The 14,073-nt window shown below is 70.9% G+C and carries 11 protein-coding genes and 1 tRNA gene; 4 read left to right on the top strand and 8 right to left on the bottom strand.

Annotated features, from left to right (window positions below):
• Positions 1 to 440, top strand: a 440-nt coding sequence (locus ACIQF6_RS35475; protein ID WP_400902886.1) for a tyrosine-type recombinase/integrase, incomplete at its 5' end; no start/stop codon positions are given.
• Positions 441 to 681: 241 nt separating this feature from the next.
• Here the strand turns inward: ACIQF6_RS35475 and ACIQF6_RS35470 are convergent.
• The 3 genes from ACIQF6_RS35470 to ACIQF6_RS35460 form a co-directional block, all read right to left on the bottom strand.
• Positions 682 to 755, bottom strand: a tRNA-Pro gene (locus ACIQF6_RS35470).
• 139 nt (positions 756 to 894) lie between these two features.
• Entirely contained in the window at positions 895 to 2,190 is a 1,296-nt protein-coding gene (locus tag ACIQF6_RS35465; protein WP_400902884.1) for an MFS transporter, read from the bottom strand.
• A gap of 242 nt (positions 2,191 to 2,432) precedes the next feature.
• Positions 2,433 to 3,062: a TetR/AcrR family transcriptional regulator gene (locus ACIQF6_RS35460; protein ID WP_400902881.1), complete on the bottom strand. Its 630-nt coding sequence runs from the start codon at positions 3,060 to 3,062 to the stop codon at positions 2,433 to 2,435.
• Positions 3,063 to 3,183: 121 nt separating this feature from the next.
• On the opposite strand from ACIQF6_RS35460, the gene ACIQF6_RS35455 reads away from it, so the two are divergent.
• A complete protein-coding gene (locus ACIQF6_RS35455) occupies positions 3,184 to 3,903 on the top strand; it encodes an SDR family oxidoreductase (protein WP_400902878.1) in 720 nt (239 codons plus the stop codon).
• An 82-nt stretch (positions 3,904 to 3,985) separates the two neighbouring features.
• Here the strand turns inward: ACIQF6_RS35455 and ACIQF6_RS35450 are convergent, their stop codons facing one another.
• Positions 3,986 to 4,600 (bottom strand): YbhB/YbcL family Raf kinase inhibitor-like protein, encoded by a 615-nt coding sequence (locus ACIQF6_RS35450; RefSeq protein ID WP_400902875.1) that lies wholly within the window; start codon positions 4,598 to 4,600, stop codon positions 3,986 to 3,988.
• Between the two features lie 140 nt (positions 4,601 to 4,740).
• Here ACIQF6_RS35450 and ACIQF6_RS35445 point away from each other — a divergent pair, with 140 nt between their 5' ends.
• Complete coding sequence (locus ACIQF6_RS35445) at positions 4,741 to 5,625, top strand: helix-turn-helix transcriptional regulator (protein WP_400902872.1); 885 nt, start codon at positions 4,741 to 4,743, stop codon at positions 5,623 to 5,625.
• Between the two features lie 49 nt (positions 5,626 to 5,674).
• Positions 5,675 to 6,106 (top strand): very short patch repair endonuclease, encoded by a 432-nt coding sequence (locus ACIQF6_RS35440; protein ID WP_400902869.1) that lies wholly within the window; start codon positions 5,675 to 5,677, stop codon positions 6,104 to 6,106.
• A gap of 21 nt (positions 6,107 to 6,127) precedes the next feature.
• Here ACIQF6_RS35440 and ACIQF6_RS35435 read toward each other — a convergent pair whose 3' ends face one another.
• The 4 genes from ACIQF6_RS35435 to ACIQF6_RS35420 are packed head-to-tail and all read right to left on the bottom strand — an operon-like array spanning position 6,128 to position 14,039.
• Positions 6,128 to 7,270 (bottom strand): Wadjet anti-phage system protein JetD domain-containing protein, encoded by a 1,143-nt coding sequence (locus ACIQF6_RS35435; RefSeq protein WP_400902867.1) that lies wholly within the window; start codon positions 7,268 to 7,270, stop codon positions 6,128 to 6,130.
• Positions 7,263 to 11,696, bottom strand: a complete 4,434-nt coding sequence (locus ACIQF6_RS35430) for a hypothetical protein (RefSeq protein ID WP_400902864.1) — start codon at positions 11,694 to 11,696, stop codon at positions 7,263 to 7,265. The genes ACIQF6_RS35435 and ACIQF6_RS35430 overlap by 8 nt, the downstream gene beginning before the upstream one ends.
• Positions 11,689 to 12,528 carry a hypothetical protein gene (locus ACIQF6_RS35425; RefSeq protein ID WP_400902861.1) on the bottom strand — a complete coding sequence of 280 codons (840 nt, stop codon included), beginning with the start codon at positions 12,526 to 12,528 and terminating at the stop codon, positions 11,689 to 11,691. The genes ACIQF6_RS35430 and ACIQF6_RS35425 overlap by 8 nt, the downstream gene beginning before the upstream one ends.
• Positions 12,525 to 14,039 (bottom strand): hypothetical protein, encoded by a 1,515-nt coding sequence (locus ACIQF6_RS35420; RefSeq protein ID WP_400902858.1) that lies wholly within the window; start codon positions 14,037 to 14,039, stop codon positions 12,525 to 12,527. The genes ACIQF6_RS35425 and ACIQF6_RS35420 overlap by 4 nt, the downstream gene beginning before the upstream one ends.
• Positions 14,040 to 14,073: the final 34 nt, after the last annotated feature.

The following is a 14,073-nucleotide window of genomic DNA, read 5'->3' as shown; positions in this document are numbered from 1 at the left end:
CCGAAGGCGTCCTCCTCGTCCGCCACACCCTCTCCGCCGTCGACAACAACCAACTCCTCCTCACCACCCCGAAGACGCCGCACAGCAGGACCTGGGTCGCCCGCTCCCCCCGCACGGCCACCGCCCTCGACAACCTCGCCGACACCCGCCCCTTCGGCAACACCACTGACCCCACCGCCTACGTCTTCCACCGCCACGGCCACCCCCTGCCCCCCAAGAGCGTCCTCGACCGCTTCCACCTGCTCTGCGACAAAGCCGGCGTCCCCCGCATCGCCCGCCACGACCTGCGCCACCTAGCGATGAGCTTCGGCCTCGCCGCAGGCATCCCCCTGCCGATCATGTCCAAGCCCCTGCGCCACCGGACCCTGTCCACCAGCGCCAACATCTACGCCGAACTCACCCCCCGCGCCGCCCGCGCAGGCGTCAACGGCATCGCCTGAATCCTCGACAACGCCGACCGCGAACAACTCGGCACCCCCGTCTGCCGCGCCAGCCGCTTCGCACACCAGCACCCGCGCCCCCACCGGCCACGCCCCGCCAACCGCACCCCGCGCACCGACGACCCCACCGAGGACTGGCCCGTGCGGCCAGGCGACCACCATGCGACCACCACCTGACCCGACAACAGAAAGAACCGGCACCTGGTTTCCCAAGTACCGGCTCTCACAACCGACTTCACAGTCGGGACGACAGGATTTGAACCTGCGACCCCTTGACCCCCAGTCAAGTGCGCTACCAAGCTGCGCCACGTCCCGTGGTCTGCTGCCGCGTTGCCCGGTGGGCTCCTTGGCTTTCTGACCTTGTCTCCGGTGTTCCCGGCGACGTGGAAAACAATACAGCACGTCGGGGGGTGCTCGCTGCCAGGTTTCGGGGGGTGTGGGTCGGGGCCGCGGGTCAGGGGGTGGGGTGGCGGGCGTCGTAGCGGAGGAAGGCGGGGCGGCGGGCGGCGAGGAGGAGGACGGCGGCGATGCAGGCGAGGCCGCCGGTGAGGATGGAGAGGGTGGGGGTGGTGAGGGTGGCGACGGTGCCGGATTCGAAGTCGCCGAGGCGGGGGCCGCCGGCCACCACGACGATGAAGATGCCCTGGAGGCGGCCGCGCATCTCGTCGGGTGCGGCGACCTGCATCATCGTGTTGCGGAAGATCATCGAGACGGTGTCGGCGCAGCCGGCCGCGGCGAGCAGCAGGAGGCCGAGCGGCAGGTTGCGGACGAGTCCGAACGCGGCGATGGCCAGGCCCCAGGCGGCGACGGAGGCGAGGACGGCGACGCCGTGGCGGTGGATGCGGCCGATCCAGCCGGAGAAGAGTCCGCCGGCCAGGGCGCCGACGGCAGGAGCGGCGACGAGCAGGCCGACGGTGCCGGGTCCGCCGCCGTAGAAGGCGACGGCGATGGCGGGGAAGAGGGCGCGCGGGAGGCCGAAGATCATCGCGGCGAGGTCGGCGAGGAAGGAGGTCCGCAGGTTGGGCTGCTCGCGCAGGAAGCGCAGGCCGTCGAGGACGGTGGCGCGTTTGCCGCTCGCGGCCTGCGGTCGCATCGCGGGCAGCCGCCACATCGCGTAGAGGGTGGCGGTGAAGGCGATGGTGTCGACCAGGTACGCGGCCTGGGTGCCGTACGCGGCGATGGCGACGCCGCCGAGCATGGGGCCGACGGTCTGGCCGAGGTTCATGCCGATGGTGTTGAGGGCGTTGGCGGCGGTCAGCTGCTCGCGGGGGACGAGGCGCGGGATCATCGAGGACCGCGCGGGCGAGCTGATGGCGAAGAAGCCGGCCTGGAGGGCGACGGCCGCGTAGAGCAGGGCGACGACGCCGAGGTGGAGCAGGGCCTGGACGGCGAGCAGGGCGGAGACGGCGGCAAGTCCGCCGGAGCCGATCAGGCCGAGGCGGCGGCGGTCGACGCGGTCGGCGATGGCGCCGCCGTACAGGCCGAAGGCGATCAGGGGGAACAGGGAGCAGAGTCCGACCAGGCCGGTGGCGAAGGTGGAGCCGGTGAGGTCGTAGACCTGCACGGCGACGGCGACGGCGGTCATCTGCTGGCCGATGGCGGAGACGGACTGCCCGAACCACAGTCGGCGGTAGTCGGGGCTGTCGCGCAGCGGCGTCAGGTCGGCGAACGCGCCGCGGGTGAGGCGGCGCAGCCGGGATGCGGGGGCTGCGGCGGGTATCGGCGGGCGGGAGGGCGAGTCGGTGGGCACCCTGCCATGCTCGGTCAGCCACGAGACGGTCCTGCGCCCGGGGGGTGCCGCAACCCGGAACGGCCGGTCGCCCCGCACGTCGCCCTCCGGTGGCAGGCGGTCGCCCCCGGTCCGACTCGACGGCCCGCCCCAGCCCGACAGGGCGGATCGACCCGGACCGGAGCGCCCACTGCCCCGGTCCGGCGAGGCAGGCTCCCGTGGAGGCGGGTTCCCGTGGGGGCGGTCTCCCGTGGAGGCGGGCGTCAGCGCAGCAGCGTCCGGGCCAGGAGGTCGGCGAGTCCGTCGTCGAGGGGCCGGCCGGTGACGAGCAGGCGGTACCAGAGGGCGCCGAAGACGAGGTCGACGGCGGTGGCGGTGGTGAGGTGGGGGGCGAGCAGGCCGGCCTCGCGGACGCGGTCGACGACGGTGCCGAGGGCTTCGCGGCGCGGGTTCAGCAGGGTCTCGCGGAAGCGTTCGCCGAATGCGGGGTCGATCTGCGCCTCGGCCATCAGTGCGCGCAGCGCGGCGGAGGTGCCGGGCGTGGCGGCGGCGAACGTGGCGGAGAGGAAGGTGCGCAGGTCGGCGGCGCGGTCGTCGGTCTCGGGGAGCGGAATGTGTCGGCGGGCGTGCGCGGTGACGGCTTCGAGCAGGACGTCGGCCTTGCCTGGCCACCAGCGGTAGACGGTCTGCTTGCCGGTGCCGGAGCGGGCGGCGATGCCCTCGACGGTGAGGCGGGCGTAGCCGACCTCGCCGAGCAGGTCGAACGCGGCGCCCAGGATGGCCTGCCGACTCTCCTCGCTGCGTCGGCGTCCGGGCCGAACAGCAGTCTCCCGTGCTGAAGTTGACGGAACGTCGGGCTTGTCGCCCGGGGAAGATTTCGCTTGCTCGCTCACGGGCAGCACGCTACCGTAATTCGAGACGAGACGTCACGGTTCGAAATAGCGGACCGACGTCCCGCCCGGAGCGGCCGGGTTCGGTCCGCTCCTGTCGACTGGCACAGGGGAGATGGCACGGATGAGTAAGCGCACTGCACTGGTGGTCGGCGGCACTTCGGGCATCGGGCTGGCCACCGCGCGCCTGCTGCACGCGCAGGGTGCGACGGTGCATGTGGCGGGCCGCAGCAAGGAGCGCCTGGAGGCGCTCGCGGTGAGCGACCCGGAGCTGGTCGGGCACCGCGCGGACGGCGGCGACCGCGAGCAGATCGCCGAAGTCCTGAGCACTGTGGGCTCGTTGGACTGGCTGGTGGTCTCGCTCAGCGGCGCCGAGGGGGCGGGCCCGTTCGCCGAACTCGACCTGGCGAAGCTGCGGAGCGCGTTCGAGGCCAAGTTCTGGGGGCAGTTGACGACCGTCCAGGCCGCGCTGCCGCACCTGACCGAGGACGGGTCGATCACCCTGGTCACCGCGATCTCGGCCCGGGCTGCCATGCCGGGCACCGCCGGCCTGGCAGCGGTGAACGGCGCGTTGGAGTCGATGATCCGTCCGCTCGCGGTCGAGCTCGCCCCGCGCCGGGTCAACGCGGTCTCCCCCGGCCTGGTCGCCACCCCGTGGTGGAACGGCCTGCCGCAGGAAGCCCGGGAGGCCTACTTCGCCAGCGCCGCAGCCCAGTTGCCGGTCCGCCGGGTCGCCGAGCCGGAGGACGTCGCGGAGGCGGTGGCCCTGGCCGCGACCAACCGCAACCTCACCGGCACCGTCCTGGAGTCGGACGGCGGCCTGCGCCTGATCTCGATGAACTGACCTTCCGCGCAGCCAGGTTCACCGACGGCCGGGCCCGCAGGCGGACAACTCGCCTGCGGGCCCGGCCCGTTCCGTGCGCCGACTATCGCGCCGCCACCCCTGTGGTCTGCCCGTACGCCAGCACGTGCCCGCCGATCGTGAACGCGGCGACGGCGGGCGGCGTCGCGGCCGGCAGCGCCAGGCTCGGCGTGTCCAGCGCGTAGACGGTGATCCGGTAGCGGTGCGGGCGGTCGCCGACCGGCGGGCACGGGCCCAAATAGCCGGTCTGACCGGCGTCTTCGGCACCGGACACCGCGCCGGACGGCAGGGTGTCGCCCAGCCGGGCGGACGTGGCGGGCAGGTCCCAGCTCACCCAGTGCCAGAAGCCGGAGCCGGTCGGGGCGTCCTGGTCGAACATGGTGACGGCGAAGCTCCGGGTGCCGGCGGGAGCGCCGCGCCACTCCAGTCGCAGCGGGCGGTTGCCGCCGTCGCAGCCGAACGAGTTCGCCCAATTGGCCTTCGGGAACGTGCCGTTCACCACGTCGGGGCTGGTGACGGTGAACCGGCCGGCATCGGCGGGAATCCCCGCACGCACCGAGACCCGGCCGAAGTCGCGTACGGTTCCCCCGACTTGGGCGCTCGAATCGGCGGCTCCGAGCAACGTCAGGGCGGCGGCGGAGCTCAGCAGCAGAGCGGTGGTGCGGGACAGGCGTGACACGAGACATCTCCCCTGGTCGGTGTCGGTCCCCCAACCCTGTTCCGCAACACCGCACTTGGGGAGCCACGCCGCATGGTGGCACCCGGCGTACCAGGATCGGCGCTGGACGCCGCGGACGGCCCGTGCGCATCATCGACACCATGACCGACATGCCCCGACGGCCGCCCCAACAGGCCGAACTGGCCGCCTTCCTGCGGGCCAAGCGCGCCCGCCTGCAGCCCGAGGACGTCGGCCTGCCGCGTGGGCCGCGCCGCCGCACCCCGGGGCTGCGCCGTCAGGAGGTCGCCCAACTGGCCGCCGTCAGCGTCGAGTGGTACGTCCGACTGGAGCAGGGGCGGGTCGGCACACCGGGCGCGGCCGTCCTGGAGTCGCTCGCCGACGCCCTGCGCCTGACCCCGGACGAGGCCCGGCACCTGCGTCTGCTCGCCCGCCGCGAAAGCCCTCACGGGGCCGCGGGGCCGAGCCGACAGGTCCGCTCGTCGCTCCGCCAACTCCTGGACGGCATACCGCTGTTCCCCGCCTACCTGACCGATCACCGACTCGACGTACTGGCCCACAACGCGGCGGCACGAGCCCTGTTCGGGGCCGGATTCGGCACCGGCCGGGCCGACAACACGGCGCGGACACTGTTCCTCGACCCGACCGCACGCACCAGCCAGCTCGACTGGCACCGGATCGCCCGGGAGACCGTCGGCCACCTCCGATCCGGTCACGCCCGCCACCCGGGCGATCCCCGGATGGCCGCAATCGTCGCCGAACTGCGCGCCCACAGCGCCGAGTTCGACACCTGGTGGACCGACCACACCGTCCTCGAACGCTCCACCGGCAGCAAACGCGTCCACCACCCCGAGGCCGGCGAACTCCGGCTGCACTACGACATCCTCTCCACCGGCCCGGCCGCCGACCACCTGCTCTTCACCGTCACCCCGGCCGACACCGCCACCGACCACGCCCTCCGCCGCCTGGTCACCACCCACACCACCAGGGCCGCAGGCACCACCGTCCACCCGATCAGCGCCGCCTGAACCGCCCCACCGGCCCCCGTCTGTCGGCAGGCCGGCGGATACTGGCGGTATGTCGCCCACCGCGTCCTCGCCGTCCGTCGCCGCCCGGATGAGCCGACAGTCCTCCCGGGACACCGCCCAGGAACTCGCGGTCCGACGCCTGCTGTACGCCTCGGGCCTGCGCTACCGGGTCAACGCCCGGGTCCCCGGCATGCCGCGCCGGACGGTGGACATCCTCTTCCTCGGCCCGCGCGTCGCGGTCTTCCTGGACGGCTGCTTCTGGCACGGCTGCCCCGAGCACGCCACCAGCCCCAAGGCCAACGCCGACTGGTGGCGCACCAAGCTCGACCGCAACATCTCCCGCGACCGCGAAACCACCGCCCACCTCACCGCCGAGGGCTGGACCGTCCTCCGCTTCTGGGAACACCAGTCCCCCGAGGACATCGCCCACACGGTCGAGGACCTGGTCCGCGCCCGTCGCGCCCGCCCGGCCCGGCCGTAGCGCGGCCGGGCGGCGTTGCCGTCAGCTCACATCCGCCTGCCAAGCGGACGAGCCTCGCAAGTGACGCAGGTTCACCCACTCCTGGGCCAGACGTTCACCGCGGACCAGGATCTCAACCGCCCGACCGCGGTGACGCTCCGGCAGCCAGGCGGCCAGTTCGTGGGCCTTCTCAGGTGCGACTGGCTCTTCCGCCCCGGGAAGCGGCACCCCTAACTCGAACAGGGCGTCGTACAGTGACTCGGCCGGCTCGACCGGCGGCAGACCGGCCCGCTCGGTCTGCTCCTGAGCCCGCTGCGGGATCGCGAGGCCACTGGCGTCCATGTCTCCGAAGTACCGGATCGCACCGACTCCGTGATCGGGCCGGATGCTGCGGATGGATGAACCGAACGACTTCCCGATCCCCCAGGCCAGATATCCGAGCCCGTGCTCGAGCGGCTCGAGCGCCCGGGCCAGCGACCAGCACGTCGTGTAGTTCTCGACGACGAACAGCGTGTCGCCGCAGTCCATCCTGGTGAATCCGCGCTCACGCGGCCGACTCGGATACCACTCGTTGAGCAACGGCGGCTCGGCCCGGACGAGGTGGAGGAGCTCGCGAAGCCTCATTCGGTCGCTGAACAGCCAGCCGAACGAGAGTTTGGTCAACGCCTTCTCCGGTTCCGGGAAGTACGACAGATGAGGGAGCTTCCCGAAGACCTCCAGGGATCGCTCGCACATCGGCAACCGGGTGAGGTCGGGCTTTCCGATCAGCCACTCGTTGACTGCGATGTATGCCGCAAGGTGCTCCGGACGCCGACGTCCGAGACTCCACTCGGCAGCGACCCGGCTCAACTCGGGGTGGAGCGGCGGCATCGCCGGGCGACGGACCGCCGGCAGCGGATGCTCGCGGACCTTGATGTGGACCGGCAGTTCGACCCGCTCCTGGTCCGTCGACGCGGTGAAGTCGATCTCCCCCGTCGCCTTGAGTCGGGTCAGCGCGTCGCCCACCACTCTTGGGGCAAAAGCTCCCTCGGGGGCAGGTCCGAAGAGATCGTGGTGGATCTCCTTCACCACCGCGGTGGCCAGGCGCCGCCAGGCCGCGGACTTCCGCTTGCCGGCCACGGCCCGGGTTCGCAGCGCCTCGAGGAAGCGCCGGTCGGCAGCGGCGAGTCGGCCCGGGTCAGACATCGGTACCGTCCTCCACCGGCCTGCGGAAGTACCGAACCGCATCGATCTCGGCCGACTCGTCGGGCCCGGCGCCGTCGAGCAGCGGCCGCACCACCTCTTCCACGGTCAGATACTTCCGGCTCACCACCAGGTCGGCACTGTTGCGCAGCCGCACCACCAGCGGAAAGCTCTCCAGCACGTTCAGGTCGAACAGGCCGGTCGTGTAGATCAGTTGGACGCCCAGCGCGGCGGCCACCGCCTGTTGCAGCCTCAGCAGGTAGGACGCGGAGGCCCGACCGATGGGATTGTCGAGGAACAGCACCCCCGAGTGGCGGTGCCGCGTCCGGCCCGTCTCGCTCGACCGCAGCGCCGCCATGGTGCAGTACAGGACGATCGCCGCCGTCAGGACCTGACCACCGGAGAAGATGTCCTTGATCTGCGACACCGGCACACGCTGATCACCCAGCACGGCATCGGGTTTGAGGATCTGCACCTTGAATCCTGAGGCGCCTACGGCCGCTGCGACTCCTCGTAGCACCAGGGCAATGCCCTCCCGCCGGGTCGGCCGTTCGCCGACGATCTCCCCCGCGACCTCGTCGATCACGGTGCCGAGGCGATCGGTCAGGACCTCGTCGTGGGCAGAACCGAACGTGATCTGCAGGAAGTGCCGACCGGACCACTGGTCCAGGCCCTCCGGGAGCTTCGACAGTGTCTCGGCCCGCCGAATCACCCGGATCGCCTCCTCGACCTGCTGCCGGAGTTGACCGACGATCGCCTTGCGGTGCCGGTCGATGGAGTCGAGGTCGGTCTGCAACGACCGAAGCCGCTGCTGGAGCAGGCCACTCCAGTGACCGGCGTGCGCCGGCAGGTCGGCCGGGTCGGTGGCCACGATGATGGAGCGGTTCGGCAGGCGCAGCGTCGCGAACCGCTCGTCGACCGCATGCTGCACCAACCGCTCGGTGAGCGTGCGTTCCTGGCGGGTGGCCAAGGCCAGTGCATCGTCCGCCTCGTCACGGAGAGCCTTGGCCGTGTCGTATCCCCGCCTGGCCGTCGACACGTCCCCGTCGAACGCCGGCTCCCTGTCGGCCGGCGCCGCTCCAGGGCCGGTGCCGAGCAACGTCGACAGGTCGCCGAACAGTTCCGCTTCACGGGTCGCAGCCTTCGACTTCTGCTTCGCCGAGACGCTGCGGTGCGTCAATTCCTCGCAGAGCTGCTGCGCCTGGTCCCGGGCGCACTCCGCTTCGGCCGCAACGGCGATCGCCTCGGTGAGGTGGCGCGGGTACGGGAACGGAGTCAGGTCGACGGGCTCCCCCGGGTTTCCGAACGATGCCACGTCGGCCTTGCGGACGGCAGTCGACTGGGTGGCCTCCCCGACTGCGGCCTCGGCCACCAGGACAGCGCGGGCGGCGTCCGCCTGGGCAAGCGAGCGGGACAGCGCATCGGTGCCTTCGGGGCCTGCCAGGAGATCCACCGCCCGAGTCCTCACCTCGTCGGACAGATCTCCGACTTCACGCTCCGTCACCCGGCATCGGTGCGCCGCCAGGTCTGCCCGGTGGCGGAGATCCTCACCGACCGAGACCCGCCGCCACTCCTCGTCGGCAGTGGCGTACGCCCTGCGCAGTACCTCGACCGGTCGGTCGGCCACCGCGCCGTCGGGTGCCGACGCCCGGCCGTCGGTCTCCGGCAGGGTCTTCAACTCCTCCGCGATTCGCTGCGCCGTACCACGGTGCTGGTCCGCAGTCCGACGATGACCGGCTGCTGCCGAGCGGTGCTGCTCACTGCGTTCGCCGGCTTCGGCCGCGACTTCCCGCGCCTGTCCGGCGGCTTCCCGGGCGATCCGTTCCTCGGTCTCCCAGCCGGGGATCCGCGCTTCCCGTTCGGCCAGGCGATCGAGGGCGTCGGCTGCCCGCTCGGCCCGCCGCTGTTCCTTGCGGGCACCCGGGATCTCGGCGGCCACGGTGTTCCGCCGAACCAGGAGTTGTTCGACCTCGTGCCGGCATGCGGTCAGCAGGAGGCTCGCCTCCGCCGCCTGGTCGGCGCGCTGCCGCAGGGCCTTGTCGAGTTCCTCCAGGCGCCCGGGCGGGAATTCCCGGCGCCAGTCCACCATTCGGGTGTGAAGTACGGCGAACCGTTCACCCCGGTCGTGGAGTTCGGCCTGCCGGCGCAGCTGTTCCTGGTGCCGGTCGGCGAGCCGATCACGCTCTTGGTCCGCCGCCTTCTCGTCGTACAGGGCAGGGTGCGGGGGAACGACGAACAGTTCGTCAACTGTCGTGCCCGGTTCGGCGAGCAGCTGCGCGGCGGTGCCCATCGCGAGGTGCTCGGTGGGCCAGAGCTCGCTCCGGTCGAGTGCGGTGCAGGCATCGGCGAACCGGTCGTTCACGACGATGCCCGAAGCCAACCGGGGAGCCTGCCGTACGACTTCCAGTCGTCGTTCGGCTCCGTCCAATGATGCGAGGTACTCCCACCCGGCCCATGCGGTGATCCCGCCGCTGCGCAGGTGCTGTACGGCCCGCATCGCATCCACCGACGGCGGGAGCAGTGTGGTCGTCTGCAGTGCCGTCCGCGCGCGCTCGTCCTCGGCGATCTCGACTTGAAGCGCGGCCAGCGCGGTGTCCGCTTCCTGCCGGACGGCCGTCACCTCGGCCAGCAGGTCCGGAAATCGACGGTCGAGGTCTTCTCCGGTCGGCCCGGCCAGGTCGGGGTCCGCAGCAAGTGCGGCTGTCCGTGCGACGGCGGCGCCGAATTCGCGTTCGGTCGCCCGAAACGCCTCGTCGGCCGTGGTGGAGGCGTCGCGCGCGACCGAGCAGGTCTGTTCCGCGGTCTCGTGTGCCTGCTGGAGTTCGGCTGATGCGTTCTCCAGCCCGGTCACCCGGGACTCGGCCCGGCGGGCAGCTGTGTGTGCCTCCGCAGCTGCGTCGGCTGCCGTCGCCCCTGCGGGGAGCGCGCCGTCCCGGACTGCGGTGGCAAGTTCGGCGTGCACCGCCTCGATGTCGGCCCGCCGTGCCTTGGCCTCCGCCAGGTGGGTGGCTTCGGTGGCGACCGCCGCGTTGTGCGCGGCCTGTGCCAAGGCTGCCGACTCGTCCTGTTCCCCGGCAGCTGCGTCCTCCGTTGCCGCTCGGCGTCCCGTCTGCTGGTGCATCCGGGCGAGGGAGTGGCGCAGCGACTCCGCTGCGGCGTTCATGGCGTCGAGTGCGGGTCGGGCGGCCTCGTTGGTCTCGGCAATGGTCCGGCGCAGCCGCAGATCCTCCGTCACGGCTTCCTGGTGGCGCAGCAGCACGGGCGTGGACTGCCACGCGTCCTCGACGAGTCTGGCGATCCGCAGCCGTTCCCGGCTCTGCCGCTCCTCCTTCTTCGCTTCGTCCAGTCGCATGCCGGCGACCAGCCGGTTCAATTCCGTGGCGGTGCCGACGAGCCGTGCGTGGCGCTGAAGCTGCCGTTTGAGTTCGTCGGCCAGGTTCCGGCTCTCCGTCCGGAGTGCTTCCGCGCGATCCCGCTCCCTGTCCGCGCGGACCCGGATCAGTCGGAGGTGCCCGTCGAGGTGGGTCTGCGCCGTCAGCCTGCGGTCCGCTTCGGCCGTGCAGCGGCGGCGGGCCTCGGCGAGCGGCGACAGGTGTTCCAGCGCTCCCCGCACGAACTCCCGTTCCAGTTCCAGGCTTTCACGGACCGCGAGTTTGTCGGCATACGCGTTCACCACGCCCGCCAGTTCCTCCGACGGCTCCGGCGGGAGCACTGCGGTGAGCAGCGAGTTGACGAAGGCACTGTCCCCGGCGAACGAGAACGCGTCGGCGGCTTCCCCTTCCTCGGCGTTCATGGCGCGCTGGTACCGGAAGAGCTCCGGGTCGAGCCCGAGGTCGGCCAATCGTTCGGTCCACTGTTGTTGGACGCGGATGCTGGAGTACTCCAGCGACTGGTCGGCCTGCGCCGCGGCGGACAGCTGGTCGCAGTAGTCGTGCAGAGAGCGGTAGCGGCCGTTGTCGGTGATCGGGAGCGAGCGCAGCCCCAGAGTCTCATTCGGCCTGAAGTGGTACCAGTATTCGACCAGTTGCTTCAGGTCGCTGGACGGTCGACCGTTGCGCCACGCGGAGACCTTGCCGGTGACGAGGTGCCGCCCGCTCTTCGCGTGCACCCATTCCAGGACAATGTGCGAGACGTCGTTCTCCAGCACGAAGCTCCGCAGAGCGCGACCGCTCGACGATCCGACCGCCTGTCGGTGGCCGGGAAGGACGACCGAGAAGATCAGCTTGATCAGGACCGACTTTCCGCCGCCGTTCTCCAGGTGCAGCACACTCGCCGGGGACGGCCGGAGGACCGGACTGTCGTCGCCGAACAGCCCCGGGGAGGCGGCGACCACGGGCGCGCCGGCGGAACTGAGGTCGAGCAGGACGTTCTCGTACCGGGCGGCAGCGGGCCCGACGGATCGCAGCAGGACGCGGGAGAGTTCATACATCGCAGGCCTCCGGGGTGAGTACGTGGTCGTGGCTCTGCGGGACGACCCGAAGGGTGCCCTCGGCGCCGGTCATCGGCAGGGAGGTGAGTCGGAGCAGTTCCTGGAAGGCGTTGGTGGCCGCCAACTCCCGGACCTGGAGCTGGTAGCGCGAACTGGTCCGGTAGTTGCCCTCCGATGCTTCACCGACTGCGGTGAGGAAACCGGATTCGGTGAGGAAGTTGAGGGCCCGTCCGACCATGGCGCGGGTGGAGTTCATTGCGGCCCGACTGTCCTTGGTCCGGGAGGCCTCCGGACGGCGCGAGTAGACCCGCCAGACCTCCTCCAACTCCGGTGTGTCGGTCGGGGTTTCGGGCTCAATTTCCGCTTCGACGGCGGCCCGCTGCTGCAGCTTCCGGCAGACGTCACGGACGGTCGTGTCGACGATCTCGATGCCGACCCGGCCGATGAAGCCGTCGCGGGCGAGGTCGTCCGGCCGGGGGAAGGCCAGGGCCGCGATGGCGAGATGGATCACGCCGTGCAGCACCTTCTCGTGGTCGCCCCGGGTTCCGCGGTACTTGGCCCGCCTCGCATAGTCCTCGATCCGGGTTTCGAACACCGAGTTGTCCAGGGCGGCGAGCACCACCGCGTCGGTCCCGGTCTCGATGCCGAGCACGGCCAGGCCGAGGCCTCGGGCCACCCGGTCGGTGACCGAGCGGAAGGCGGGATCCCGCTGGTAACGCCGGGCGAGGCGCAGGTAGTCGGAGTCGCGGTGGGGTGTCTTCCGGACGCGCAGGCCGTGGGAGATCAGCCGGGCCGCGTTCTCGCAGTCGGTGTCGGACGCGCGATCGGTCACGGGTTCTCCTCCGATTCGGGGCGGGTCGGCTCGTCCGGCCCACCGGGTGCTGTGGTGCGGTCGACAAGGGCGTGGGTCAGCAACAGGTCGTCCCCTCCATGGTCGGGATCGTGCAGTTCATGGCCGGTTCTGAAGGCGAGCAGGACTCGACCCGCACCGGCTCGGACGCTCTCCCCGATCGACGTGCCGAAGGCCTGACCGGCCCGGTGGAGCACCAATCGGGCGAGTGCCGGGTCTGCCAGTTCCCTGGCCTCGGCCATCAGGCTGCTCAGGAGCCTCGGTCCGTCACCGAGTGCGAGCACCTGGTCGGCAAGCAAGTGCTGCTCGGGGGTGTACGCGTTGGTGTCGACGCCGAAATGGAGTTGCGGTTCGGGTACCGGTGCTCCGGCCGGCGGTTCAGCCGGTCCGGAACGGAGCAGGCGGGAGACGACCGTGGTCAGCGAGACGGCGTCCGGCGGAACGGGAGGGGTCGCGTTCCGGAAGTAGCCCGCCAGCACCGGTAGCGCCTCGTTGACCTTGAGTCCCAGTGTCGGGACCAGCAGTTGACCGAAGAGGTCCAGTGCAGCCCGCTGCGGTGGACCGGAGAATTCCTGCCTGTCCTGTTCACGCCGGAAGACTGCGCCGGCGCTCTGCACGTGCTTCTGGAGGCGCATGTGGCGTCCGAGGCATTCCCGAACGATGACCACCAGATCGGCGGCCTGCTGCTTGTACCTCGGATTGTCGGCCTCGTCCCGGCGTTTGGTGATGTGCGCGAGGATCTGGCTCTCCATGGCGTAGCGTCCCTCGATGTGGGACAGCGCGGCGTCGAGGAGGTCGGGAACCTCGGTCTCCCAATCGACGGTCCGCACGTTGCGACGGGTGGCGTCGAGTTGCCTCCGCAGCAGTTCGCCGTACTGCACCGTACGGTGTCGGGCTTGTTCGGCCGCCACTTTGGCATCGTCGAGACGGCCACGCTCCACCAGGTTCCGGAGTTTGTGCTCAGCCGCGACCTGTGACGACTCCACGTCGGTGTCGAGTGCTCCGACCAGGACGTTGATGGCCTCGTCGGTGGTGCGAAGATGGAGTTTCCCTCCTGCTGCACCTTCCTCGATCAGTTTGAAGCTGAAGGGGAAGGTCCGGTATTCACCGTTCTGATCGATCCGACCGCAGGTCTGGCGGAACCCGCGGTCGACGGTCCCCACGTTGATGAGCTTGTTGAGTACCCATTCGGCGATCCGCCGGTGTTCCTCCTCGGTGTGCTGGGGCTGTTGCAGCCCCGCATACCGGGTGAGTTGGCGAATCACCCGCTCGGGGTCGGCACCGTGGTCGAAGTCCATGGCGATCGTGACCTGGTCGATCGCGTGCAGGGCCAGCTGCGACATCTGGTAGCCGCGGGCGTCGATACCCTCCAGCGAGGCCTTGTGGGCGTCGAGGCTCTGCAACGGGGCGGTACAGGCGAGCGCTTTGGCCCGGCGTACCAGACCGTCGTCAGGAAGGTTCGCGGGCACGGGCGGGTCGTTGTCGAGATCCATCGGCGGGGTACCTCTCTGTCCCTTCCGGTGCGAA

The organism is Kitasatospora sp. NPDC092948 (assembly GCF_044754805.1).
Classification (GTDB): Bacteria; Actinomycetota; Actinomycetes; order Streptomycetales; family Streptomycetaceae; genus Kitasatospora.
The sequence above is the reverse complement of the archived record's forward strand: the minus strand, read 5'-3'. Positions and strand labels throughout refer to the sequence as shown.

Excerpts from the sequence above, each read along its gene's own strand:
- ACIQF6_RS35455 (WP_400902878.1), top strand. The coding sequence starts at position 3,184 with ATGAGTAAGCGCACTGCACTGGTGGTCGGCGGCACTTCGGGCATCGGG.
- ACIQF6_RS35445 (WP_400902872.1), top strand. The coding sequence starts at position 4,741 with ATGACCGACATGCCCCGACGGCCGCCCCAACAGGCCGAACTGGCCGCC.
- ACIQF6_RS35440 (WP_400902869.1), top strand. The coding sequence starts at position 5,675 with ATGTCGCCCACCGCGTCCTCGCCGTCCGTCGCCGCCCGGATGAGCCGA.
- ACIQF6_RS35435 (WP_400902867.1), bottom strand. The coding sequence starts at position 7,270 with ATGTCTGACCCGGGCCGACTCGCCGCTGCCGACCGGCGCTTCCTCGAG.
- ACIQF6_RS35430 (WP_400902864.1), bottom strand. The coding sequence starts at position 11,696 with ATGTATGAACTCTCCCGCGTCCTGCTGCGATCCGTCGGGCCCGCTGCC.
- ACIQF6_RS35420 (WP_400902858.1), bottom strand. The coding sequence starts at position 14,039 with ATGGATCTCGACAACGACCCGCCCGTGCCCGCGAACCTTCCTGACGAC.